The organism is Streptomyces sp. NPDC111516 (assembly GCF_055635345.1).
Map to the genome: position 1 here is coordinate 1190901 of NZ_JBVKBV010000001.1, position 21928 is coordinate 1212828.

At 71.2% G+C, this 21928-nt stretch carries 20 protein-coding genes, 1 tRNA gene and 1 pseudogene; 4 read left to right on the forward strand and 18 right to left on the reverse strand.

The genetic code is table 11. The features are described from left to right. Window positions 1-17: 17 nt before the first annotated feature. Window positions 18-1493 (reverse strand): annotated as a pseudogene (locus tag ACZ7L9_RS05465) (SPFH domain-containing protein); the annotation flags it as partial. A 53-nt stretch (window positions 1494-1546) separates the two neighbouring features. Further along, entirely contained in the window at window positions 1547-2974 is a 1428-nt protein-coding gene (locus ACZ7L9_RS05470) for a peptidoglycan-binding protein (RefSeq protein ID WP_471412670.1), read from the reverse strand. A 184-nt stretch (window positions 2975-3158) separates the two neighbouring features. Here ACZ7L9_RS05470 and ACZ7L9_RS05475 point away from each other — a divergent pair. Continuing rightward, window positions 3159-3232, forward strand: a tRNA-Lys gene (locus ACZ7L9_RS05475). Between the two features lie 309 nt (window positions 3233-3541). On the opposite strand, the gene ACZ7L9_RS05480 is transcribed toward ACZ7L9_RS05475, so the two are convergent. Together ACZ7L9_RS05480 and ACZ7L9_RS05485 are read right to left on the reverse strand one after the other, a co-directional pair. Continuing rightward, entirely contained in the window at window positions 3542-4225 is a 684-nt protein-coding gene (locus tag ACZ7L9_RS05480) for a class F sortase (RefSeq protein WP_471412671.1), read from the reverse strand. Window position 4226: 1 nt separating this feature from the next. Further along, complete coding sequence (locus tag ACZ7L9_RS05485) at window positions 4227-4796, reverse strand: hypothetical protein (RefSeq protein ID WP_471412672.1); 570 nt, start codon at window positions 4794-4796, stop codon at window positions 4227-4229. 525 nt (window positions 4797-5321) lie between these two features. On the opposite strand from ACZ7L9_RS05485, the gene ACZ7L9_RS05490 reads away from it, so the two are divergent. After that, a complete protein-coding gene (locus ACZ7L9_RS05490) occupies window positions 5322-6101 on the forward strand; it encodes an HAD-IIA family hydrolase (RefSeq protein WP_384451736.1) in 780 nt (259 codons plus the stop codon). A gap of 110 nt (window positions 6102-6211) precedes the next feature. Here ACZ7L9_RS05490 and ACZ7L9_RS05495 read toward each other — a convergent pair whose 3' ends face one another. The 9 genes from ACZ7L9_RS05495 to ACZ7L9_RS05535 form a co-directional block, all read right to left on the reverse strand. Then, window positions 6212-7273 carry a 2-aminoethylphosphonate ABC transporter substrate-binding protein gene (locus tag ACZ7L9_RS05495; RefSeq protein WP_471412674.1) on the reverse strand — a complete coding sequence of 354 codons (1062 nt, stop codon included), beginning with the start codon at window positions 7271-7273 and terminating at the stop codon, window positions 6212-6214. Between the two features lie 76 nt (window positions 7274-7349). Further along, window positions 7350-8147 (reverse strand): ABC transporter permease, encoded by a 798-nt coding sequence (locus ACZ7L9_RS05500; protein WP_471412676.1) that lies wholly within the window; start codon window positions 8145-8147, stop codon window positions 7350-7352. Further along, window positions 8134-8949 (reverse strand): 2-aminoethylphosphonate ABC transporter permease subunit, encoded by an 816-nt coding sequence (locus ACZ7L9_RS05505; protein WP_471412678.1) that lies wholly within the window; start codon window positions 8947-8949, stop codon window positions 8134-8136. Before ACZ7L9_RS05505 ends, ACZ7L9_RS05500 begins: the two co-directional genes overlap by 14 nt. A 118-nt stretch (window positions 8950-9067) precedes the next feature. Continuing rightward, on the reverse strand, window positions 9068-10147 hold the full coding sequence (locus ACZ7L9_RS05510; protein ID WP_471412680.1) for an ABC transporter ATP-binding protein: 1080 nt from the start codon (window positions 10145-10147) through the stop codon (window positions 9068-9070). Next, the gene (locus ACZ7L9_RS05515; RefSeq protein ID WP_471412800.1) at window positions 10144-10869 is read right to left on the reverse strand and encodes a phosphonatase-like hydrolase; all 726 of its coding nucleotides are present in this window, start codon (window positions 10867-10869) and stop codon (window positions 10144-10146) included. Before ACZ7L9_RS05515 ends, ACZ7L9_RS05510 begins: the two co-directional genes overlap by 4 nt. A 5-nt stretch (window positions 10870-10874) precedes the next feature. Beyond that, window positions 10875-11999 (reverse strand): TIGR03364 family FAD-dependent oxidoreductase, encoded by a 1125-nt coding sequence (locus tag ACZ7L9_RS05520; protein ID WP_471412682.1) that lies wholly within the window; start codon window positions 11997-11999, stop codon window positions 10875-10877. Window positions 12000-12321: 322 nt separating this feature from the next. After that, the gene (locus tag ACZ7L9_RS05525; RefSeq protein ID WP_471412683.1) at window positions 12322-13092 is read right to left on the reverse strand and encodes a GntR family transcriptional regulator; all 771 of its coding nucleotides are present in this window, start codon (window positions 13090-13092) and stop codon (window positions 12322-12324) included. 45 nt (window positions 13093-13137) lie between these two features. Next, window positions 13138-14178 (reverse strand): hypothetical protein, encoded by a 1041-nt coding sequence (locus ACZ7L9_RS05530; RefSeq protein WP_471412685.1) that lies wholly within the window; start codon window positions 14176-14178, stop codon window positions 13138-13140. Between the two features lie 326 nt (window positions 14179-14504). Beyond that, a complete protein-coding gene (locus ACZ7L9_RS05535; RefSeq protein ID WP_471412688.1) occupies window positions 14505-15653 on the reverse strand; it encodes an ROK family transcriptional regulator in 1149 nt (382 codons plus the stop codon). Window positions 15654-15781: 128 nt separating this feature from the next. Between ACZ7L9_RS05535 and ACZ7L9_RS05540 the strand changes: the two genes are divergently transcribed. Together ACZ7L9_RS05540 and ACZ7L9_RS05545 are read left to right on the forward strand one after the other, a co-directional pair. After that, on the forward strand, window positions 15782-16906 hold the full coding sequence (locus tag ACZ7L9_RS05540) for a Gfo/Idh/MocA family protein (protein WP_471412802.1): 1125 nt from the start codon (window positions 15782-15784) through the stop codon (window positions 16904-16906). Further along, window positions 16903-17382 carry a heme-degrading domain-containing protein gene (locus ACZ7L9_RS05545; RefSeq protein ID WP_471412690.1) on the forward strand — a complete coding sequence of 160 codons (480 nt, stop codon included), beginning with the start codon at window positions 16903-16905 and terminating at the stop codon, window positions 17380-17382. Before ACZ7L9_RS05540 ends, ACZ7L9_RS05545 begins: the two co-directional genes overlap by 4 nt. Before the next feature lie 73 nt (window positions 17383-17455). On the opposite strand, the gene ACZ7L9_RS05550 is transcribed toward ACZ7L9_RS05545, so the two are convergent. The 5 genes from ACZ7L9_RS05550 to ACZ7L9_RS05570 all read right to left on the reverse strand — a co-directional run bounded on the left by ACZ7L9_RS05550 (window position 17456) and on the right by ACZ7L9_RS05570 (window position 21686). Further along, window positions 17456-18316 carry a fumarylacetoacetate hydrolase family protein gene (locus ACZ7L9_RS05550; protein WP_471412692.1) on the reverse strand — a complete coding sequence of 287 codons (861 nt, stop codon included), beginning with the start codon at window positions 18314-18316 and terminating at the stop codon, window positions 17456-17458. A 136-nt stretch (window positions 18317-18452) separates the two neighbouring features. Further along, window positions 18453-19223: a YidC/Oxa1 family membrane protein insertase gene (locus ACZ7L9_RS05555; RefSeq protein ID WP_471412694.1), complete on the reverse strand. Its 771-nt coding sequence runs from the start codon at window positions 19221-19223 to the stop codon at window positions 18453-18455. 260 nt (window positions 19224-19483) lie between these two features. After that, window positions 19484-19816 (reverse strand): DUF6412 domain-containing protein, encoded by a 333-nt coding sequence (locus ACZ7L9_RS05560; protein ID WP_471412696.1) that lies wholly within the window; start codon window positions 19814-19816, stop codon window positions 19484-19486. A gap of 158 nt (window positions 19817-19974) precedes the next feature. Next, the gene (locus tag ACZ7L9_RS05565; RefSeq protein WP_471412697.1) at window positions 19975-21531 is read right to left on the reverse strand and encodes a sodium:solute symporter family protein; all 1557 of its coding nucleotides are present in this window, start codon (window positions 21529-21531) and stop codon (window positions 19975-19977) included. Further along, complete coding sequence (locus tag ACZ7L9_RS05570) at window positions 21528-21686, reverse strand: DUF3311 domain-containing protein (RefSeq protein ID WP_383757032.1); 159 nt, start codon at window positions 21684-21686, stop codon at window positions 21528-21530. The genes ACZ7L9_RS05565 and ACZ7L9_RS05570 overlap by 4 nt, the downstream gene beginning before the upstream one ends. Window positions 21687-21928: the final 242 nt, after the last annotated feature.

The window sequence follows — 21928 nt, forward strand, 5'->3', positions numbered from 1 at the left end:
AGCACCCCTGCGGGCCGTCAGGCGCCTTCCCCGCCACTGCGCCCGGTGTAGAAGGCCACCGTCAAGTCCTTGACCAGCGCCTTCCGTTCGTAGTCGTCCAGTTCCACGAGCCCCCTGGCGGTCAGCCGGTTCACGGTGTCGTCCACCGCGTCAACCACCGAAGTCAGGACGCTGTCGCGGTGTTTGGCGTCGATGGCGGCGATCCGGCGGCGCTGCATGGCCGCGGCGACCTCCGGCGCGTACTCGATTCCGGTCGGCTGCGCCGAATACACCTCGATGCCGACGGGTTCGCAGTCCGCCTTCAGCATCCGGGTCAGCGCGTCACCGACCGCCTCCGCGTTGCGCAGGGTGTGCGCGTCCTCGTGGAAGGCGTCGGCAGGCAGTTGCGAGAGGACCCGCGCCATCGCGGCCTCGACCTGCTCGCGCAGATACGCCTCGTGGTCCGCGACCCCGAGCGTCGCCCGTACGGTGTCCTTGATCCGCCACACGACGAGGACGACGACGCGCAGCGCCGTACCGTTGGCATCCACGGCGCGAAGCGGTTCGCTGCGCCAGTGCCGCAGGCGTACGTCGACCCGGCGGCGGAGCAACAGCGGGCTGATCCACATCAGTCCGGTGCGCCGCACACTCCCCCGGTACTCGCCGAAGAGCGTCAGCACCCAGGCGTACCCGACCCGTCCGCGGCTCAGGCCGCCGAGCGCGAGGAGCACCGCCGCCACCAGCACGGCGAGCGCCGCCCAGGCGCCGAAACCGATCCCGTCGTACGGACGCGAGCCGATCCCGAGCCAGGTGAGCGGGGCGGTGGGCAGCGCGCCGACCGACCAGAGGACGACGCCACCGGCGGCGATCCCGGCCAGCCCGGCGAGCAGCGCCACCCAGCCGGGCAGCGCCGGCCCCGACCGCTCGGCAAGCCGTGGATCACCGACGGGCGCCGGCCGCGTCGAAGGCCGCACCTGCGGCCCCCTCGGCGCCGGCGGCCGCCGCAGCCCCGCGACCTGCTGGTGCCCACCGGCCCCGCGCCGCAGCACACCAGCGGGGAGCACGGCGTCGGTGGGCTCGGGCTCCTCGCGGAAGAGCAGGGGTACGGGGATGGACGCGGTCCGCTCATTGGCGATGACCGCGCGCCGCCGCCGCCCGGCCCCCGGTGCGGCAGGGGCGGTGGCCGACGCCATGGCCGGAACGGCGGCGGCGCCCAGGGCGGGGACCGATACCGAGGCCGAGGTCGCGCCGAGGACGGAAACCTCGTCCTCACCGGGGACCAGGTCCAGCACGAGGTCCACCACGGAGTCCGGTCCGCCACCCGACCCCGCGCCCGGGGCGCAGTCCCGCCCCGCGTCCGACCCCGACCCCGCGCCCGGGGCGCAGTCCCGCCCCGCGTCCGACCCCGGACCCGGACCCGGAGCCGAAGCCGGACCGGAAGCCGTCCGCTCGCCCGAGCCCCCTTCCCCTTCCCGCGCGCTCCCGTTGTCCGGGGTTCCGGAACTGTCCGGCACCGTGGATCCCATTCCCGCCTCCGATTCCCGCCTCCGTCATGCATTCCGTCTTGTCACGCGAAGAGCCGCCGCCAGGTCTCCGGACCGGGGTAGCCGTCAGCCGCTCCGCCCCGCCAGCCCTGGGACCGCTGGAAGGCCTCGACATTGCGCCGGTCCGCCTCGGTCCACCGGGGGCCCGCTCCCGAGAGGTAGTACTTGCCGTATCCCTTCTTCACCAACTGCTTGCCGAGCTTGTCGACATGGCTGTTGGACTGACCGGGCCGGAAATAACCACGGCCCGGGAACTTCGAGCCCGGGTTCGAATCGCCCTGGCCGCCCCCCTTCCCGGGGGCGGGGATGTCGCGACCGGCCCCGCCGGCCAGGAGCCGCCAGGTGCCGGGGCCGGGGATGCCGTCGGCCTCCTTGCCCTTCCAGCCCTGGGCCTTCTGGAACGCCTGGGTCGCGCGCCGGTCGGCGTCGCCCCAGCCCGGCCCGGGACCGACCTTGTAGAAGCGCTTGCCACCGCGCCCCACGAGCATCCGCCCGAGCTGGGTGACGTGCGCGTTGCTGGTTCCGGCGCCGAACTTCAAGGCACCCGGGAACGTCGTCGACGAGCTGCTTTTACCGCTTCCGCTACTGAGGCCCTTGTAGCGGTACGCGACGTAGCTGCCGGAGTGGGTCCAGTACGCCATGGGCGTCGTCTGCCTGCGGGTGTGCGGCTTCGTCTGCTCGTACGCGGTGTAGTGGGTGTGCGTGTAGTCGGTCCAGCCGCCGAAGATCGTGACGTGCGAGCCCTTCGAGGGGTCGGCCGGGTTGTGGAAGAGCAGGATGTCGCCGGGCTGCAGCTCTTTCCGCGCGATCCGCGTCCCGAACTCGGGGAGGCTCCCGGTCCACTCGTTGGCGGGCAGGCCCCAGGCCATCGAGACATAGCCGGAGCAGTCCTGCCGGTAACCGTCGGACCAGTATTTGCTCATGCTGTACGGGACCTGCGCGGACAGCCACTTCTTCGCTCGGTTGATGATGGCGGCCCGGCTGGTCTTGCGCAGCGTGGCCGGGGTCCCGGACGAGGGCGGGCCCGAGGCCCCCGTGCTCCGCACCGGCCCCGGGGGGCCCTGCGGACTGTCCGGACCCGCGTCGGTCCGGTCAAGGGGTTCAGCGTCGTCGGCGGGGTCCGGGCCCACTGCACCGGCCGGGTCCACCACATCGGCCACCTCCGCCGGAGTCGGGGACGGCGTCGGCGGCGCGTCCGCCCTGGGCGCTCCGGCAGCTCCGGCCGCTTCCGCCGCCCGGTCGCCCGGCGCGCTCGCCGCCTCCGCCACGCCGGTGCTCAGCACCACTCCGGCCGCGGTGGCCAGCACCAGCGCACGGCGCGCGCCGTGTGCGGCCGGATGGCCTCCGTACCGCGTGGGCAAGGCACTCGCGGCGGCTCGCCGTTGCTCGGCGCACCCCGCGCAGGTGCAGTCGATGGCGGGTACGTACTCCTCGAAAGCCGGCACAGTCATGCGATTCCCCTCCGCACTCGTCAAGATCTTTGGGCGCATCTGCACGGGCGTCAGTGTCTCAACTCTCCTGACATATCGCATTTTGACGGACAGACCAGAAAAAACGACCATCCGACAGGCCGTGATGGACGGGAAATGGTCAGGAGCACCTCCCACATTCGGGTAGAGTTCTTCAGGTCAGCAGGCGCCGCTAGCTCAGTTGGTTAGAGCAGCTGACTCTTAATCAGCGGGTCCGGGGTTCGAGTCCCTGGCGGCGCACGCAGAGTCAAGACCCCCTCACCATGCATGAGGGGGTCTTGTTCGTTCCCGAACCCGATCCCCGCGCCTCTCGTCCCGCTCGGGCCGTTCGCCTGGCCCAGGGCTTCTAAGAGGAGCTCACAAAATGGGCGCCCGGCTCGCGACGCCTGGCACGCACGCTCGCTGCGTTGCCGAAACGCCCTTGTAGCTCCTTCCCCAAGCTCTTGAAGAGCAGGGGAGACCCCATCCAAGGGCCTCCCAGCGCCTTGCGATCGCACGCACCAGACGCCGCGAGCTGATCGGGCTCCCCTTTTGTGAGCTCCTCTAAAGTCAGGCCCGGCCACCGCTCCCGGACTTCTCGCCGGTCAGATAGGCCGAGACGACCACGTTCGCGTCGTACGACTGCGAGGCCCGGTCGTAGGTGCCGCCGCAGGTGATCAGGCGGAGCTCCGCGCGGCCATTCCTGTGGGGGCCGTAGGCCTTGTCGGCGTTGAAGCGTTCCCGGGTGAAGACCTGGACGTCGTCGACGGTGAATTCGGCGATCGTGCCGTCGGCGCGGGTCACCTCGATCTTGGCGCCGGGGCGGGCTGCGCTCAGTCCGTAGAAGACGGCCGGTGTGGTCTCGGTGTCGACGTGGCCGACGAAGAGCGCGGGGCCCTTCGCACCGGGCTCGGTGCCGTTTCCGTACCAGCCGACGGTCTGGGGCGTGTCGAACGGGGGTGGTTCGATCGCCCCGTCCTTGTCCAGGCCGCGGGCGACCACCGGTGCCTTGATGCCGATCGACGGGATGTCGACCCGCTCCGGCACCGCGCCCTTGATCGGGTCATGCGGTGCGGGCAGCGGGACGCCGAGGGGGCGCCCGACCGCGGCGATGTCGCCGGTGGTCGGGGCGGAGCTGGCGCCGGAGCCGTCGGTGATGTCGCGGCCCCAGAGCCAGAGACCCATCAGCAGGACGGCCCAGGCCACTCCGGTGAGCAGTCGGCCGTGCCCCTCGGGGCGGTCGGGGGCGGCCATGTCAGTCCGCGGCCGGACGGCGCCGGCGCGCGCTGCGGAACGCGACGGCGACGGTCGCGACGGCGGCCAGGGCCAGGCCGATCACCGCATGCACGGTGCCGGGGCCCTCCTGGTGGGCTTCCCGGTCGGTGACGGCCGCGGTGCCCCCACCGCCCGCGCGGACCGGGGCGAGGGGCGAGGGCTGACCGCGGTCGGCGACCTTGACCGTGCCGGAGACCTTGGTGCCCTTGTCGTCCGTGCAGACGATCTGGATCTCGTGGTCGCCCGGGGAGGCGTCCGAGCTGATCCGGGCCTTCGCGATGAGGCCCCCGTCCGTGGCGGGCGAGAAACGCGCCTCGGAGTCGAACGCGTCGGAGTTGCCCTTGGCCTCTTTGCCCCCGCAGCTGTCCAGCCGCAGATCCACCTCGCCGCCCGGGGCGAGGGAGGGCGGGGAGACCGAGAGAGCGGTACGGGAACCCGAGCCCGTCCCCCGGTCGGTCCCGGCATCGGAGTCGGCCAGTGCGGCGGAAGCCGGCACCAGGGTCGCCACGACGACCGCGGCGGCACAGAACGTGAGGGGTATGGAACGCATCGTGAACCTCCTTAGGGCAGGTTCACGCCTCCCGCGGCTTTTCGCATCCGCAGGAGCGCGGGGGACGGCCCGGCAAGGACCACCGGAGCCCCCTCCCCCGCCCCCTCGGACAGTGGAGGACGCCGTGCTGACGCGTTTCGACCGTGCGGCCCTGGTCGCGGGCACTACGGAGTCGCCGTCCAGCGGCTGATCGAGGGCTGAGCGGGATTCGCAGGACGTTTCCGCGCGGGCTCCCGTCCGGGCTACGAGACATTCAGGCCGCGGAAGTGGTGAGTGAATAGCATGGTCATCCCGTAACGGCCTGACCCACGATTGGCAGTGGGAGAAGGAGCGGTGTCCGGGGCCTTCGAATCCAAGGCGGAGGAGGGAGCGATGGCGGGTGGGGACTCCCCTGCTCGAGCGAAGCCGAGAGCTCGGGGAACATCGCGACTGACGACAACGCGGGAGGCGAGGGTCCCAGGCGCTGGGACGCCGCTGCCAATCGTGGGTCAGGCCGTAAGTCCTCGTTCGGCAGGAGCCGCACCCATGACAGATCAGAAGCCCATCGAATCGTGGCTCACCGACATGGACGGCGTGCTGATGCATGAAGGTGTGCCGATCCCCGGTGCGGATGCCTTCATCAAGAAGCTCCGCGATTCGGGCAAGCCGTTCCTGGTGCTGACGAACAACTCGATCTACACGGCCCGGGACCTTCATGTGCGGCTCAACCGGATCGGTCTCGAAGTGCCGGTCGAGAACATCTGGACCTCGGCCCTGGCCACCGCCACGTTCTTGGACAATCAGCACCCCGGTGGCACTGCCTACGTGATCGGTGAGGCGGGGCTGACCACCGCCTTGCACGATGCCGGATACGTTCTCACCGACCACGAGCCCGATTTCGTGATCCTGGGCGAGACCCGGACCTACTCGTTCGAGGCGCTGACGAAGGCCATCCGGTTGATCAACAACGGTGCCCGCTTCATTGCCACCAACCCCGACAACACCGGGCCCTCCCCCGAGGGGGCATTGCCGGCCACGGGCTCCGTCGCGGCGTTGATCACGAAGGCGACCGGCAAGGAGCCGTACTTCGTCGGCAAGCCCAACCCGCTGATGATGCGCAGTGCGCTGAACACCCTGGGTGCGCACTCCGAGACCTCCGCCATGATCGGCGACCGGATGGACACGGATGTACTGGCCGGGCTGGAGGCCGGGATGGAAACGTTCCTGGTGCTCACCGGGCTGACGAGCAGGGGTGAGATCGAGCGCTACCCGTACCGGCCGACCAACGTCGTGAACTCGATCGCGGACCTCGTCGACCTCGTCTGAGGTCCGGGACCGGTGGCCCGACACTCCGCTCCGCAGCGGGGTGCCGGGCCACCGAAGTGCGCCGTCGCAGGCCCTGGAATCGACGTTTCCGCAGGCCAGGTCAGCTTCTGTCAGCTTCCGGTGGCCGACTTCCAGGCTTCGACGTACGTGTTCAGGTTGGTGCCGATGTCCGACCAGTCGGGCTCGAAGACCTCGACGCCGTCCATCAGTCGGGCGAGCGCGATGGCGTTGTCGTCGGTGGCCTCGATGTCCTTGCGGGCGGAGAAGCCGCCGCCGACCGCGCTGACGTCCTTCTGGGCCTGCTCGGAGAGCATGAAGTCGAGCAGTTTCTTGCCGTTGGCGCTGTGCGGGGCCTTGTCGACCAGGCCGGCCGCGTACGGCAGGGCGAACGTGGTGGGCTTGCCGCCCTGCTTCGCCGGGAACCAGATGCCCAGGTCGGGCATGTCCTTGGACTGCGCGTAATTCATCTGGACGTCGCCGTTGGCGGCGAGCAGTTCGCCCTTGTCGACCTTGGGGGCGAGCTTGCCGGTGGAGGCGGACGGGCCGACGTTGTTGGCCTGGAGCTTCTTCAGGTACTCCATGGCCGGCTCCTTGCCGCCGAAGTCGTGCATGGCCTTGATGAGAACGGCCGTGCCGTCACCCGCGACTCCGGGGGTGGAGTACTGGATCTTGTTCTTGAACTTCCCGTCGAGCAGTGCCTCCCAGGTGGCGGGCGCCGACTTCAGCTCCTTCTTGTTGTAGATGAAGCCGAAGTAGTTGTTGACGACCGAGGTCCACTTGGCGTCGGACGCCTTGTCGGCGCCGTCGACCTTGTCGGAGCCGGCCGGTGCGTACGCCGCCAGGAGGCCCTTGCTGTCGGCCTGCTGGATGAACGGGGGCAGGGTGACCAGCACATCGGCCTGGGTGTTGGACTTCTCGCGGACGGCGCGCTGCACCATCTCGCCGGAGCCGCCCTCGACGTACTTGACCTTGATGCCGGTCTTCTTCTCGAAGTCCTTGAACACCTTGTCGTACCAGCCGTCGCCGTTCTCGCCCTTGAGGCCGTCGGCGCTGTAGACGGTGACGACCTTCTCGTCCGAGGCGGCCGAGGAGCCGCCGCAGGCGGAGAGGGTGGCGGCGAGGGCGAGGCAGCCGGTGACGGCGGCTATGGGCTTGAGGTGGTTCTTGCGCATGGCGGTCGTATCTCCTGGATGTCGGCCGGAAGCCGGCCGGAGTCGGTACGGGGAGGGGGGTCGGGGTGCCGACGGTTCAGCGGTACGAGGCCCTGGTGCGGATGCGGGCCATGCCGAGCAGCACGAGCAGCGTCGTTCCCATCAGGACCACGGCGACGGCCGCTCCGGTGAACAGTGAGCCGCGGTCGGTGGCGGCGAAGATCTGCACTGGGAGCGGTGTCCAGTCCGGCGGGTAGAGCATCATCGTGGCGCTCAGCTCGCCCATGGACAGGGCGAAGCAGAGCCCTGCGGCCGCTGTCAGGGCCGGCAGCAGGAGCGGCAGCTTGATGCGCCACAGGACGTACGAGGGCCGGGCGCCGAGACTGGCCGCCGCCTGTTCGTACATCGGGTCGAGACGCACTATCGCCGCCGAAACCGACGAATAGGCGAACGCGGTGACAAGAATCGTGTGCGCCAGGATCACGATCCAGCGCGTCCCGTTCAGCAGCATCGGCGGCTTGCTGAACGCGACGAGCACGGCGAGGCCCACGACGACGGACGGCACGGCGACCGGCAGCATGAACAGCGCGTCGAGGAATCGTCTGCCGCGGCTGCGCAGCGAGGCGGCGGCGAGCGCGGCCCAGGAGCCGACGGTGAGGGCGAGCAGGCTGGCGCTGACGGCGGTGATCAGGCTGGTGGTCAGGGCCTGGAGGGAGTCGCCGCCGGTCGCGGCCGCGTAGTGCCCGGTGGTCGGCCCGGAGGGGAAGGCGCCGGACCAGTTGGTGGTGAACGACGCGGCGAGGATGACCAGCAGCGGCACCGCGAACAGCGGGACGAAGAGCACGAAGAACACGGCCCAGGCGGCCCACTTCCCCGTACGGCTATGCACCAACACGGCGGCTCACCGTCCGATACAGGCTGTAGAGACCGACGGAGATCGCGATGTTCACGACGGCGACGACGCAGGCGGCCGGGTAGTCGGACTCCAGGATCGCCTTGCTGTAGACGAGCATCGGCAGGGTCGTGACCCCTTTCGCGCCGGTGAACAGCACGATGCCGAACTCGTTGAGACACATCACGAGGACGAGGCTGCCGCCGGCGGCGAGCGCGGGAAGCGCCTCGGGGAGGATCACCTGCCGCACGATCCGGGCGGGCTTCGCGCCCAGCGAGGACGCCACCTCCAGCTGTGCGCTGTCGAGTTGCGAGAACGCGGCGAGCAGCGGGCGCATGACGAACGGGGTGAAGTACGTGATCTCGGCGAGCAGTACACCCCACGGGGTGGTGAGGAAGTCGAAGGGGCCGCTCGACGCGCCGGTGATGTCTGTCCAGAGGCCGTTGGCCATGCCGACGTTGCCGTAGATGAACAGCAGGGCGAGCGTGATCAGGAACGACGGGAAGGAGAGGAAGACGTCGATGAACCTGGTGACCGCCTTGCCGCCGGGGAACGGTACGAACGCGATGACCATGGCCAGGACGAAGCCCAGCACCAGGCATCCGGCCGTGGCGCCGACCGCCAGCCACACGGTGGTCGTCAGCGCGGAGCGGAAGGACTCGGAGGCGAACACGTCCCCGTACGGGGCGAGCGAGGTGCCGCCCTCGTCCGGGCTGACGGACTGCTGGACGACGAGGGCCAGCGGGTAGAGGAAGACCAGCGCGAGGAACGCTACGGGCGGCAGCGCCCAGACTGTTGTGGGCATTCGTTTCGCTGGGGCGGGTGGGGGTGGGGTCTCCCCGGCTCGAACGGGGTCGAGAGCCTGGGGACGGGTGGGCACACCCCCCGGTACGGGGCCGCCTGACGTGAGTGGTGCACCGGTGCTAACCATCGGCCACCCCTGCGGACAGCAGCACCGCGTCCTCGGCTGCGAAGTGCAGCGTGACCCGGTCACCGAGGGCGGGTGTCTCGCGCAGTTCGCGGAGGTCCGCCTTGACCCGGTGCCCGTCGACGTCGACGTACAGCCGGTGCGTGGAACCCCGCCACTGGACCTCGGCGATGGTGCCGCTCAGTGCGTTGGGTCCGTCGCCGAGCCCGACCAGGTGGGGCCGGACGCAGAGGGTGGCAGTGGCGCCGCCGGTCGCCTCTCCGGTCGGTACGTCGAGTGCGCGGCCCGCGAAGTCGACGGTGCCGGCGGTGTCGGCGACGGTGACCGGCAGCAGGTTCGCGTTGCCGACGAACGACGCGGTGAACTCCGTACGCGGACGGCGGTACAGGTCCTGCGGGGTGCCGCAGTCCTGCAGGCGTGCCTTGTCCATGACGGCGATCCGGTCGGCGAGAGTGAGCGCCTCGACCTGGTCGTGGGTGACGTACAGGATCGAGACGTCCGGCAACTCCCGGTGCAATCGCGCGAGTTCGGCCAGCATCCCGGAGCGCAGCTGGGCGTCGAGCGCGGAGAGCGGTTCGTCGAGCAGGAGGACGCCGGGGCGGATGGCGAGCGCGCGGGCGATGGCGACGCGCTGCTGCTGGCCGCCGGAGAGTTCGCGCGGGTAGCGCGTGGCGTAGGCGGCCATGCCGACGAGTTCGAGGGCCTCGGCGATCCGCTCGGGGATCTCCGCCTTGGCCACCTTGCGGGCCTTCAGCCCGAAGGCGACGTTGTCCTGGACCCGCATGTGCGGGAAGAGGGCGTACTGCTGGACGACCATGCCGATGCCGCGCTTGTGCGGCGGCAGCCCGGTGACGTCACGGTCGCCGAGGTAGACCCGGCCCGAGGCGGGCTGCACGAACCCGGCGACGGCGCGCAGGGCGGTGGTCTTGCCGGACCCGGAGGGCCCGAGCAGCGCCATGACCTCGCCGGGTTCGACGGTCAGATCGAGCCGGTCGAGGACGGTGTTCCCGCCGTACGCGACGCTGACCCGGTCGAACCTGATGCCGCTGCGGCCTGCCGCGGCCCCGCCCGTCATGCCTCTGCCCGCGCGATCAGATCCGGGAGCTCGGCGACCGAGCCGATGACATGCGTGGCGCCGTGGCGGGTCAGCCGGTCCTTGTCGTGGGCGCCGGTGAGGACGCCCGCGACGAGTCCGGCGCCGGAGCGTACGCCGCTGAGCATGTCGTACGAGGTGTCGCCCGCGACGACGGTCTGCTGGACGCCGTCGACGGCGCCGGTGCGCAGGAACGCGGCGAGGACCATGTCGGGGTAGGGGCGGCCGCGGCCGCCCGCGTCGGCCGGGCAGAGGGTCAGGGCGACCAGGTCCTGCCAGCCGAGCGCGGCCAGGATGGCGTCCTGGGTGGTGCGGGCGAAGCCGGTGGACAGGACCACGGTCCGGCCCTCGGCCTTGAGCCGTTCGATGGCCTCGCGTGCGCCGGGGATCGGCGCGATGCTGCCCCCGTCGACCAGCTCTCCGTACGCCTCCTCGAAGGCGGTGTTGGCCTGCTGGGCGCGGTCCTCGTCGCCGAAGAGGTGGCGGAAGACGGAGATCTTGGACTCGCCCATGGTGGCGCGTACGTGGTCGAGCTTCTCCGCGTGGTCGGCGGAGCCGGGCTGCACGCCGAGGCGTTCGGCCGCGGCGGAGAATGCCTGCTCGACGAGGCCGCCGTCGGCGACGGTGGTGCCGGCCATGTCGAGGACGACCAGATCGAGGGAGGGCCGGGGGGTCTGGGGGGTCTGGGGGGTCCGGTTGGTCAACTTCTTCACCAGTTCAGTTCGTCGGCGGTCGTTTCGGCGATGGCGGGCGAGCAGGTCATGCCCCGGCCGCCCGGTCCGGTGACCAGCCAGACGCCGTCTCGCACCTGCTGGCGGTGGACGACCCGGCTGGTGTCGGTGCACTGGGCGTAGACCCCGGCCCAGCGGTGGCGGATCCGTGGCAGGGGTCGGCCCAGAAAGGCTTCGACGACCCCGGTGAGGTGCTCGTACGGCTCCTCGACGGTGTCGAAGGAGAAGGGGTGCTCGTACTCGTGGGTGTCGCCGATGGTCAGGCCGCCGTCGCGGCGCTGCACCATCAGGAGCTGCATCCTGTGCTGTGCCGCGGTGGGCGCCTGCGCCTGCTCGGCGTTGAGCGTGTCCAGCGCCCCGCTCCGGTACGCCGGGTAGTAGCGGAAGCTGTCGGCGTCGGCGACGGAGGTGGTGAGCGGTTCGCCGAGCGGGTCGGTCTGCATCATCTGGAGGCGGACGCGGCGCACCGGCAGTTCGGGTCCGGCCAGTTCGCGGACGAGTCCGCCGAGCCAGGCACCGGTGGCCAGGATCACGGCGTCGCCGGTGTGCACGTCGCCGTGGTCGTCGCGGACGGCGGCGGGACCCACCACCTCGCGGACCTCGCGCCCGCCGAGGTACGTATACCGCCCGGACGTCAACAGCTTCTGCTTCAGAGCCAGTTGGGCGGTACGGGGTTCGACCGCCGCGTCCCGCTCGCACCACAGGGCGGCGGCGAATCCGCCGCGCAGCGCGGGGTTGACCGCGCGGGCCTCGCCGGCGGTGAGCAGCTTGTAGCCGCGGGCCGCCGCGTCGGGGCGGGCGACTGCCGCCTCGGCGACGGCGGTCTCCAGCTCGGTGCGGAGCGGGGTGAGCGAGCCGCAGGCCCGGAACCCGAGGCCGGGGACCCGGGCTCCGATGCCCTCCCACAGCTCACGGGCGCGCAGCGCGGTCTCCAGTTCCTCGCCACCGGCCCGGCCGCTGACCCATATCTGTCCGAAATTGCGGAGCGATGCCCCGCGCGCCTCCCTCTCGCGCTCGATCTGTACGACCTCGTGGCCGCGGTTCACTGCGTGCCAGGCGTGCATGGTTCCCACCACGCCGGCTCCTACGACGATGACTCTCACGACGGACACGCTCCTCGGGGCCGGTGACCCATACGGATCGATACGGCAAAGGGAGGGTGAACCGGACCCCAAACCTGGACTAGACCCGTTATCTTCTCGTTACCAACCTGGGTCGACCGGCGACCGCGAAGCCTGCCGGATGAGCTCCTCTAAGAGGAGCTCACAAAATGGGAGTCCGATCGGCTCGCGGCGTCTGGTGCGTGCGATCGCAAGGCGCCGGAAGGTCCTCGTAGCGGAGCTACTAGGACATTTCGGCAACGCAGCGAGCGTGCGTGCCAGGCGTCGCGAGCCGGGCGCCCATTTTGTGAGCTCCTCTAAGTGGTCAGCGTCCGTCCTGCGGGCCCAGGTGCGCGCTGAAGGAGAACCGGTCTCCGCGGTACAGCGTCCGTACGCGCTCCAGCGGCTTCCCGTCCGTATCGCGCGAGATCCGGTGGATCAGCAGCATGGGCAGGGCGGGCGGCGTACCGATGAGCAGTGCCTCGCGCGGTGTCGCGAGCACGGTCTCGATCCTCTCGTCCGCATCGCCGAAGGAGATCGAGAGCCGGTCGCGCAGGTAGGCGTAGAAGGACGAGTCGGGGTCGAACTCCGTGTCCAGGTCCGGTACGCGGGCGACGGAGACGTACGTGCTCTCCAGGCCGACCCGGTCGTCGTCGGCGAGCAGCACCCGCTCCAGATGCCAGACGGGTTCGCCGCGCCCCACCCCGACGTCGGCGGCGAGCGCCTCGGGGCAGGGGAACCGTTCCAGTCCGATGAGATGACGGCCGGGGGTACGGCCCTGGCGGCGTACCCCCTCCGTATAGCTCGCCAGTGAAAGCGGCTGCTCCAGCTTCGGGCCGGCGACGACGGTGCCGCGCCCCTGGCGGGCGAGCCGCCCCTCCAGCAGGAGCTCGCGCAGGGCCTGGCGCACCGTCTCGCGCGAGACTTCGTAGCGCTCGGCGAGATCGCGTTCGGTGGGCAGCATGCCCCCCTCGCCCAACTCCTCTATGAGGAGGGAGACATGAGCCTTGACCGCGTAGTACTTGGGGATGCGGCCGTGCTCCGGGATGCCGGAGCGGATGGGTGCGCCAGGTGTCTGGTCGTGCGGGTAGTCCACGGCCTGATGGTGGCAGACGGACATGAACACTCGTGGCCGGGCGGTTCAGCGGCCGGGCCCGGAGCGGGGGCGGCGCATGCGGCGGGCCCGGATCACCAGGGCCCCGCCACCGATCAGGAACCCGGCGACGGTGATGCCGGAGTACGGAAGGGTGGCCGGGCCGGTGCGGGCCAGTTGGGGGAGGTTGCCCTCCGCCGGGGTTTGGCCGGGTGCGAACGGCCGCGGGGGGTCGGGGGTGCCGGGGGTGTCGACGGTGCCGGGGGTCTCGCCGGTGCCGGGGGTGTCGACGGTGCCGGAGGTCTCGCCGATGCCGGAGGTCTCGCCGGCCCCCACAGTGTCTCCCGTATCGGCCGTCTCGTCGCTGTCGCCGTCGCCGTCGCTGTCCTCGACGACGGCGAACGGGTAGTCGTCGGACTCGCCGACCCAGGCCCCGTCGTCCTTCTCCGTCCCGCCGCTCGCCACGTGCCGACGCTGGACGATCGCTGCGTTTACGGTCATCCGGCTGGGGACGGCGTCGGAGGTGAACGCCATCCGGACCTGGACGGTGACGGTACGGCCCGCGGGGACGGTGAAGCCGGCGAAGTCGTCGGCGCCGTCGCCGCCGAAGACGCCGATGTGTTCGTCCTGGTCGGTGGTCTCCCAGCTGACCCGGTGCTCCACATCGGGACGGGAGGGCTCGGCGAACTCCAGCTGGATCTGGTCGGCGGTCAGCTTCCGGTCCTCGTCGGTGAGGACCAGCACCGGGTGGATGGCCCGGCACGACTCGGTGGTGGTGTTGGTCAGGTCCAGGAACCAGGTTCCGTAGCCGCCGCCGGGCGTGTAGGTGTCGGGGCCGCCGCGGATGCGGGTGCTGATCGGGAAGTCGCTCGCCTCCGGATCACCGCAGGCGGCCTGCTGGTCGGCGGTGGTGGCGTCCGGCTTCGAGACCTGGGTGACCGAAGGCGCGGCGGAGGCGGATGCGCCGCCGAGGACCGCGGGAACCACGCTCGCGGCCGCCAGCCCGAGCGCGAACCCGTGCCGTGTCCGACCGGGAGGCGGGGACGAGGACGGGTGCGGCGAGGGAGGACCGGCGGGGGCAGCGGACATGGGGAGAGAGGCGGCGGTCGGGGGGAGGGACGCGGGGGTGGATCCAGGGGCTGCCGGCGAGGCGTCGGCCGTGGGGGCCTGACCGGAGTCGGACAGGGATGCGGACGCCGACGGCGTAGCCGACGTGGGTGGTGTCGAAGACATGCGGGGTCACCCTTCGCTGCTCGCGAGAACGGTCGCCCTGTGCGCCGGAGTTCACCGGTTCTGGGCCGCGACGCTGCCACGCACGCGCGTGGCGTCCGGCACCGACAAGCCGGAAGGCCGCCCGGCCGGCGGCCGGTAACCGCTCGACCGGCCCAGTCGCATCAGGCCCTGTCCCGCCCCGCTCACCCCCCGTCCGCACCCGCGACCCGCCCGAACAGCGGGGCCAGGACCAGCTGCGCGGCCCCCTCCGCGACCGGCCGGTCCCCTCCCCCTGCGGCGGTCACCGGAACCGGCACGTCGATGCCGCCCAGCCGGGCGCGCTCGTCGATCACGGCGCGGACGCCTCGTACGTACGCGTCGGGGTCGGCGGCGACGGTACGTCCGCCGAGCACCACCCGGTCGATGTCGAGCAGCCCGACGAGGTTGGCGGCGCCGGTTCCCAGCACCCGGGCGGCCTCCGCGACATCGCCGCGGGCTACGGCGGCGAGACAGAGCGCCTCGATGCAGCCGCGCCCCCCGCAGCCGCACACCGGCCCGTCCAGTTGGACGGTCTGGTGCCCGAACTCACCGGCCCCGGTACGGGCTCCGCGGTGCAGCCCCCCACCGAGGACCAACCCGGCACCGAGCCCCGTCCCGAGGTGGAGATACGCGAAGTCGTCCGCGCCCGCTGCGCGCAGGGCGAGTCCGAGGGCGGCGGCGTTGGTGTCCTTGTCGACGACGACCGGCAACCCGGTCCTCGCGGCGAGCGCGTCCCGCAACGGATAGCCGTCCCACTGCGGGAACCCGGTGACGCGGTGCAGCACCCCGCCCCGGTGGTCGAGCGGCCCCGGCACCGCCACGCCGACCCCGAGCACCGGCCGGTCGACGAGCTGCGCGCCGAAGCCCCGCGCGGACTGGCCCGCCCCCGCGCCCCCGCCCCGCACGGACGCGACCGCGTGCGCCGCCAGCGCGAGCACCTCGTCCGCCGGAGCGCCGAAGTCCAGCGGGGCGGTGCGGTTCGCGGCGACCGTGCCGGCCAGGTCGACCAGGACCACCGTCAGCTCGTCGCGGTCCAGGTGCAGGCCGATCGCGTGACCGGCGTCCGGCACCAGCCGCAGCACGGTGCGCGGCTTGCCTCCGGTGGAGGCGCGGTGGCCCGCCTCGGTCGCCAGGCCCTCGGCGCGCAGCCGGACGGTGATCTTGCTGACGGCCTGCGGCGTGAGCCCAGTGCGCTCGGCGAGTTCGAGCCTGCTGATGCCGCGCTCGCCCGCCACGCGCAGCAGATCCAGTACCAGCGCCGCGTTGTGGCCGCGCAGGGTCGGCAGGTTGGCGCCGCTATTGCTCCTGTTCACCGCCTCATTGTCCCTGTTGCTTGCACTTTGGCAACAGCGTTGCTTAAGTGTCGGTCATGACCACGACTGGCAACGCGACTCACGAGACGCACGGACTGTCCGAGGCCCCGCTATCGGCCGAAGCCCCTCTGTCGTCCGAGGCCCCCCTGCGCGTCGGACTCGTCGGCTACGGCCTGGCGGGTTCCGTCTTCCACGCCCCGCTGATCGCCGCGACCGAGGGCCTCGTCCTCGACACGGTCGTCACATCGAGCGAGGAGCGGCGGGCGCAGGCGCGCGCCGAGTTCCCCGACGTACGGTTCGCCGCGTCGCCGGAGGAGCTGTGGGGGCGCGCGGACGAGCTCGATCTGATCGTGATCGCCTCGCCGAACAAGACCCATGTCCCGATCGCGACCGCCGCGATCGAGGCAGGTCTGCCGGTCGTCGTGGACAAGCCGATCGCCGGCACGGCCACCGAGGCGCGGGAGCTCGCGGCCCTCGCCGAGGAGCGCGGGCTGCTGCTCTCGGTGTTCCAGAACCGCCGCTGGGACAACGACTTCCGCACCCTCGCCCGCCTGGTCGCGGACGGCGAGCTGGGGACCGTACAGCGCTTCGAGTCCCGTTTCGAGCGGTGGCGCCCGCAGCCGAAGGGCGGCTGGCGCGAGTCGGGCGACCCGGGGGAGATCGGCGGGCTGCTGTACGACCTGGGCAGCCATGTCGTCGACCAGGCGCTCGTGCTGTTCGGGCCGGCGGTGCGGGTGTACGCGGAGTCCGAGGTACGCCGCCCGGGCGCCGCCGCCGACGACGACACGTTTCTCGCGATCACCCATGCCGGCGGGGTCCGCTCGCATCTGTACGTCAGCGCCACCGCGGCCCAGCTCGGTCCGCGCTTCCGGGTGCTCGGCTCGACCGCCGGCTATGTGAAGTACGGCCTCGATCCGCAGGAGGCCGATCTGCGTGCGGGCGCACGCCCGGCGGCCGGCCGGCCGTGGGGCGAGGAGCCCGAGGAGCTGTGGGGCCGGATCGGTTCGGGCGAGTCCCCGCTGACGGGCGGCGGCGCCCCGGTCCGTACGCTGCCGGGCGACTACCCCGCGTACTACGCGGCGGTCACCGACGCGCTGCGCGGAAAGGGCGACAATCCAGTGACCGCCCTCCAGGCCGCAGCGGCCCTGGACGTACTGGAGGCCGCCCGCCGCTCGGCCCGCGAGGGCGTCACCGTGACCCTGCCCGCCACATCCCCGCCGGCCTCCGCCGACACCGAGGAGCAGCCCGTATGAACCCCACCGCTCCGACCATCTCCGAGCTCATCGCCCAGGAGCGCCGACTGACGCTGCCGCATTTCAGTTACGACGACGCGTACGCGCTCGGCGGCCTGCTCGTCTCGATGGCCCGGGAGAGGCACGCCCCGATCGCGATCGACATCCGACGCGGCGCACAGCAACTGTTCCATGCCGCGCTGCCGGGATCGAGCGCGGACAACGACGCCTGGATCGACCGGAAGCGCAGGGTCGTGGAACGCTTCGGCGAGAGCTCCTACCTGGTCGGATCCCGATTCCGGGCGAAGGGCACGACGTTCGACGACGCCTCGCGTCTGGACCCGGACAGGTACGCCGCGCACGGCGGTTCGTTCCCGATCGCGGTCGAGGGCGCGGGGGTCATCGGCTCGGTGACGGTCTCGGGCCTGCCCCAGGCGGAGGACCACGCCCTGGTGGTCGAGGCGCTGGAACAGTTCGCGACGACGATCGGCGCATGACGCGGAGGAGGGGTGGGCGCTGCTAGCACAGCACCCCACCCCTCCGACGTTTAGCTTTTCGGCACGAGCGCCGCTACGCGTCCTTCAGCTCCTGCCGCTGCCGCCCCAGCCCGACGACCTCCAGCTCCACGACATCCCCCGCCCTCAGGTACGGCTTGGGCTCGGGCCGCCCCAGGGCAACCCCGGCCGGCGTCCCGGTGTTGATCACATCGCCCGGGTACAGCGTCATGAAGTGGCTGAGATACCGGACCACCTCGCCCACCGGGAAGATCTGGTCGGCCGTCGTGCCGTCCTGCTTCAGCTCACCGTTGACCCAGAGCTTCAGCGGCAGCGCCTGCGGATCGGCGATCTCGTCCGCCGTCACCAGCCACGGCCCCAGCGGGTTGAACGTCTCGCAGTTCTTCCCCTTGTCCCAGGTGCCGCCGCGCTCGATCTGGAACTCGCGCTCGGAGACGTCGTGCGCCGTCGCGTAGCCGGCGACGTGCGCGAGCCCCTCCTCGGCGGACTCCAGGTACCGGGCGGTGCGCCCGATGACGACCGCGAGCTCGACCTCCCAGTCGGTTTTGACGCTGCCGCGCGGCACGAGCACCGTGTCGTCGGGCCCGATGACGGTGTCCGGCGCCTTGAAGAACAGGATCGGCTCGGTGGGGATCTCCGCGCCGGTCTCGGCGGCGTGGTCGTGGTAGTTCAGCCCGATGCACACGATCTTGCCGATCCGGGCGAGCGGCGGCCCGACCCGCAGCCCCTCGGCGTCGAGCTCGGGCAGCTCGCCGGGCGCGGCCGCGGCGGCCCGTACCCGGGCGAGCGCGGACTCGTCGGCGAGCAGCGCGCCATCGATGTCGGTGACGATCCCCGACAGGTCACGCAGGGTTCCGTCCTCGTCCAGCAGCGCCGGTCGTTCCGCGCCTGCCGTACCCACACGAAGCAGCTTCAACGGTCTTTCTCCCCTTGGTCGAGATCGGGCCCGTCGGATGGGTGGCGGCCATCGCAGGCTTGTCCGATCGTCCAAGACATCCGATCACTCCGCAAGACCCTGTTCACACACTGGACCGGTGCGCTCACCGCCCCGATTACGCCGTGGCGGCCACGGCGGTGCCTGCGGCCGGCATGTCGCGGTAGAGGAATGCCCGCTCGATCGCGGTCCAGGTGGTGCTCGTGACGACGTACAGCGCGGCGGCGAGCGGTACGACGGACACGGTGAAAAGGGTGGCGTAGGACATCAGGGGCATGAGCTTCGTCATCAGGCCCATGCCCGGGACCGCCTGCCCGTCGGGGCCGGTGGTCGGGGTGACGGGGTTGGCGGCCATCTGCTGCTTCGTCCGTCGGTAATTGAAGGTGGCCACGACGGTGACGATGGCGTACAGGCCGAGGTAGACCATGCCCTGCGCCCCGAACGGTCCGCCGTGCGCGAGCGCGTCGTGCCAGTGCTCGCCGAGGGGGGCGCCGAAGAGCTGGTGGCCGAGCAGCTCGTTGGGGTGGCCGTCGATCGTCTGGCTGGAGAAGAGGTGGTAGAGGAGGAAGAAGGCGGGCATCTGCAGCAGGCTGGGCAGGCAGCCGGAGAGCGGCGAGACGTTCTCCGCCTTGTGCAGTTCCATGAGCGCCTTCTGCATGCGCTCGGGGTCCTTGCGGTGTTTCTTGCGCAGCTCGGCGATCTGCGGCTGGAGCCTGACGCGGGCTTTCTGTCCTCGCGCCGCGGCCCGCGACAGCGGGTGCACGGCGAGCCGCACGAGCGCCGTGAACAGCACGATCGCGGCGGCGGCGGACGCGCCCTGGAAAAGCGGGTGCATCACATCGGCCATCGCGCCGACCAGAGCGGCGAATGCGGACATGAAGACGGACATGGGTGAGCCCTCCGGGGGTCTCGTCGTGCCGGGAAGAAGAACGAACTCGGCATGACGAACCGCGAGGGGTGCAGTGGTAAGTCCTGTCCGTCGATCTTCGTGGATCAACCCGGGGCGTCTGGTGCGGTGCATCGCAAGGCGGAGGATCGTCCTCGTACTGGACGTACTCGGGCGACTGACGACAACGCGGCGAGGTGCCGTGCCAGGCGTTCCGGGCCCGCGAAGATCGGCAGGACAGGGGCTAGCTGCTGCTGTGAGCCCTACGCGGCCGTCGGAAGGGCGCGGCCGGGCGCTCGGGGGCGCCTGCGCCCCTTGGCGTCCGGGTCTCGCTGTGGCAGGAACGCGGTGCGTTTCTCCCGGTCCCGCATGGCCGTACGGACCCGGGTGCGGGGCACGGGGGCGGCGCAGCGGGCGCTGATGACCGAGGCGGCGACGAGCGCGGAGCCGACGGCCGCGGTGGCGGCGAGCGCGACGGTGGCGGAGAGGCTGCCGCCTTCCGCGAGGAGGACTTCGGTGACGAAGAAGAGCAGCAGCGCTGCGGGGCGGAGCAACCGGGCGAGGCCACCGCGCAGACGCGTCGTGTCACCGCTCATCGGTCCCTCCTCCCTTCCATACGTTCGCGCGTTCGGCTCTCCAGCCGTTATACACGATGGGTCCGGATACACGATGGGTCCGGCAGGACCATCAGCCCTGAGGGCTGTTCGGTCTCCGGCGGACACGGCAGTCGCGCGGCGGCGACTGACGGCAACGGTCAGCGCCCCGTCCCCGTGAGAGCGCCGCTGAGCCCCTTGCCTTCCCCGTCCGCCCCGGCGTCCTCCTCCACAGGCCCGGTCTCGTCCCGCGCGAGCACCTCGCTGTCCGGCCGTTCGTCGCGCTCGCGCGGCCCCGCGTACGTCACGGCGAGCGCGACGGCGAGGTTGGCGCCGAGCGCCACGATGCCCGCGTTCACGCCCCACACCGGATCGTTCTCCGTAAACACGAACCCGCACACCACGGCCACGCCGACGACCAGCCCGCTCATCGCCCCGAGCAGCGTCAGCCGCCGCCACATCAGCCCCAGCAGCACCATGGGGAGCAGCTGCGCCATACCCTCGTACGAGATGAGGGAGAGCCGTACGAGGGTGTTCGGCGCGGTGTACGTGAGCACCAGCGCGATCACGCCCGCAGCCACCACGACGGTCTGCGCCGCGCCCTTCTGCCGCCGCTCCCACCGCGGTACGAGCGACAGCACGCTGCGCCCCCACATCGTGCCGATGACCAGCATGAAGACGGCCATCGGCACGATCGACGAGAGCGCCGCAGCCACGCCGATGACGCCGACCGCCCAGGCGGGCAGCGAGTCCACGACGAGCTTGAACAGCGCCAGGTTGGACTCGGCGCCGACCAGCCCGGGCACGACGAAGAGCGCCGCCATGCCGAGCAGCATCGGCACGAAGAGCAGCACGTTGTAGGCGGGCAGCCACATCGCGTTGCGGCGCAGCACGTCGGCGTTCCTGGCCCCGAGATAGCCGGCGACGGTCGTCGGGAAGATCACCACGGTGAGGGAGTTGAGGAACGAGGTGGTGATGAACCACGCCTGCCCGAGCCCGCTGTCCCCGTGCCCGGGGAAGGTCAGCCAGTCGCTCTTCTCGGTGACGAGCCGGTCGAGGAAGGGCACGTACCCGTCGAAGTAGTGCAGCGGTACGTAGCAGGCGAGGAACCCGAGGGTGGCGATGACGAGGACGTCCTTGAGGACGGACACCCACGCGCTGCCGCGCAGCCCGCTCACCACGACGAAGCCGGTGGTGACGGCGAAGGCTATGAAGTACGCCCAGTTCAGGCTGATGGCACCGTAGGAGATCGTCGAGACGACCACGCCCATGCCGGTGATCTGGAGCTGGATGTACGGCAGCAGGAAGACGGTCGCGAGGACGGCGACCAGCACACCGAGCCAGGGCCGGCCGAAGCGGTGCGCCACCATGTCGGTGATCCCGACGAGCCCGTGCTTGCGTGCGTACGCCCAGAGCATCGGCCCGACGACGTAACCGAGGGCGTACCCGCAGGACATGTACGCCACCACGTACAGCACCGGCGCCCCGTAGTTGTAGCCCCATCCCGCGGCGCCCAGGTAGCTGAAGCTGGTGTAGCCCTCGCCGGCCATCAGCACCCAGATGAAGACGGTCCCGAGACTGCGCCCGCCCACGGACCACTCGGCGAGCCCGCCGCCCTCCCCGCTCCCTCGCCGCCGCCCGCGCATCGCGAGCAGCCCGAGGGCGACGGTGACGACCATGAAGACCCCGAAGACGGAGGTCGCGACTGCGGCGTTCACCGGCGGTCCCCCCGCCGGGTCAGCCATACGGCGACGGGTGTCAGCAGGGTCGCCCCGAGCAGCCATACGAAGAGGAACGGCAGTCCGAGAACGACGGGATGGACCCGGTTCACGAACGGCAGCACCCCCAGGTACAGCACATGGGGGACCAGCAACCACAACAACTGCGGACGTCGTCTGAGCACGTCAGGGAACCTTACGACCCGGGGAGCAACAGTGAGCGGCGTCGCGACGCCCGGCACGGCCGCTCGCGGCGTTGCCGAAACGTCCTAGTAGTGCTTGGTCAGGTCGGTGTGAGGGCGGGTATGTCGCGGTGGCAGGTGGGGCAGGCGCCGGCCCAGGCTGCGAGCAGTAGCTGCAGTTCGCGGACGACTTGGTAGAGGCTCAGGCCGGCGCC

Coding starts and splice junctions, on each gene's coding strand:
- ACZ7L9_RS05470 (WP_471412670.1), bottom strand. CDS start 2,974: ATGACTGTGCCGGCTTTCGAGGAGTACGTACCCGCCATCGACTGCACC.
- ACZ7L9_RS05480 (WP_471412671.1), bottom strand. CDS start 4,225: ATGGCCGCCCCCGACCGCCCCGAGGGGCACGGCCGACTGCTCACCGGA.
- ACZ7L9_RS05485 (WP_471412672.1), bottom strand. CDS start 4,796: ATGCGTTCCATACCCCTCACGTTCTGTGCCGCCGCGGTCGTCGTGGCG.
- ACZ7L9_RS05490 (WP_384451736.1), top strand. CDS start 5,322: ATGACAGATCAGAAGCCCATCGAATCGTGGCTCACCGACATGGACGGC.
- ACZ7L9_RS05495 (WP_471412674.1), bottom strand. CDS start 7,273: ATGCGCAAGAACCACCTCAAGCCCATAGCCGCCGTCACCGGCTGCCTC.
- ACZ7L9_RS05505 (WP_471412678.1), bottom strand. CDS start 8,949: ATGCCCACAACAGTCTGGGCGCTGCCGCCCGTAGCGTTCCTCGCGCTG.
- ACZ7L9_RS05510 (WP_471412680.1), bottom strand. CDS start 10,147: ATGACGGGCGGGGCCGCGGCAGGCCGCAGCGGCATCAGGTTCGACCGG.
- ACZ7L9_RS05530 (WP_471412685.1), bottom strand. CDS start 14,178: ATGTCCGCTGCCCCCGCCGGTCCTCCCTCGCCGCACCCGTCCTCGTCC.
- ACZ7L9_RS05545 (WP_471412690.1), top strand. CDS start 16,903: ATGAACCCCACCGCTCCGACCATCTCCGAGCTCATCGCCCAGGAGCGC.
- ACZ7L9_RS05555 (WP_471412694.1), bottom strand. CDS start 19,223: ATGTCCGTCTTCATGTCCGCATTCGCCGCTCTGGTCGGCGCGATGGCC.
- ACZ7L9_RS05560 (WP_471412696.1), bottom strand. CDS start 19,816: ATGAGCGGTGACACGACGCGTCTGCGCGGTGGCCTCGCCCGGTTGCTC.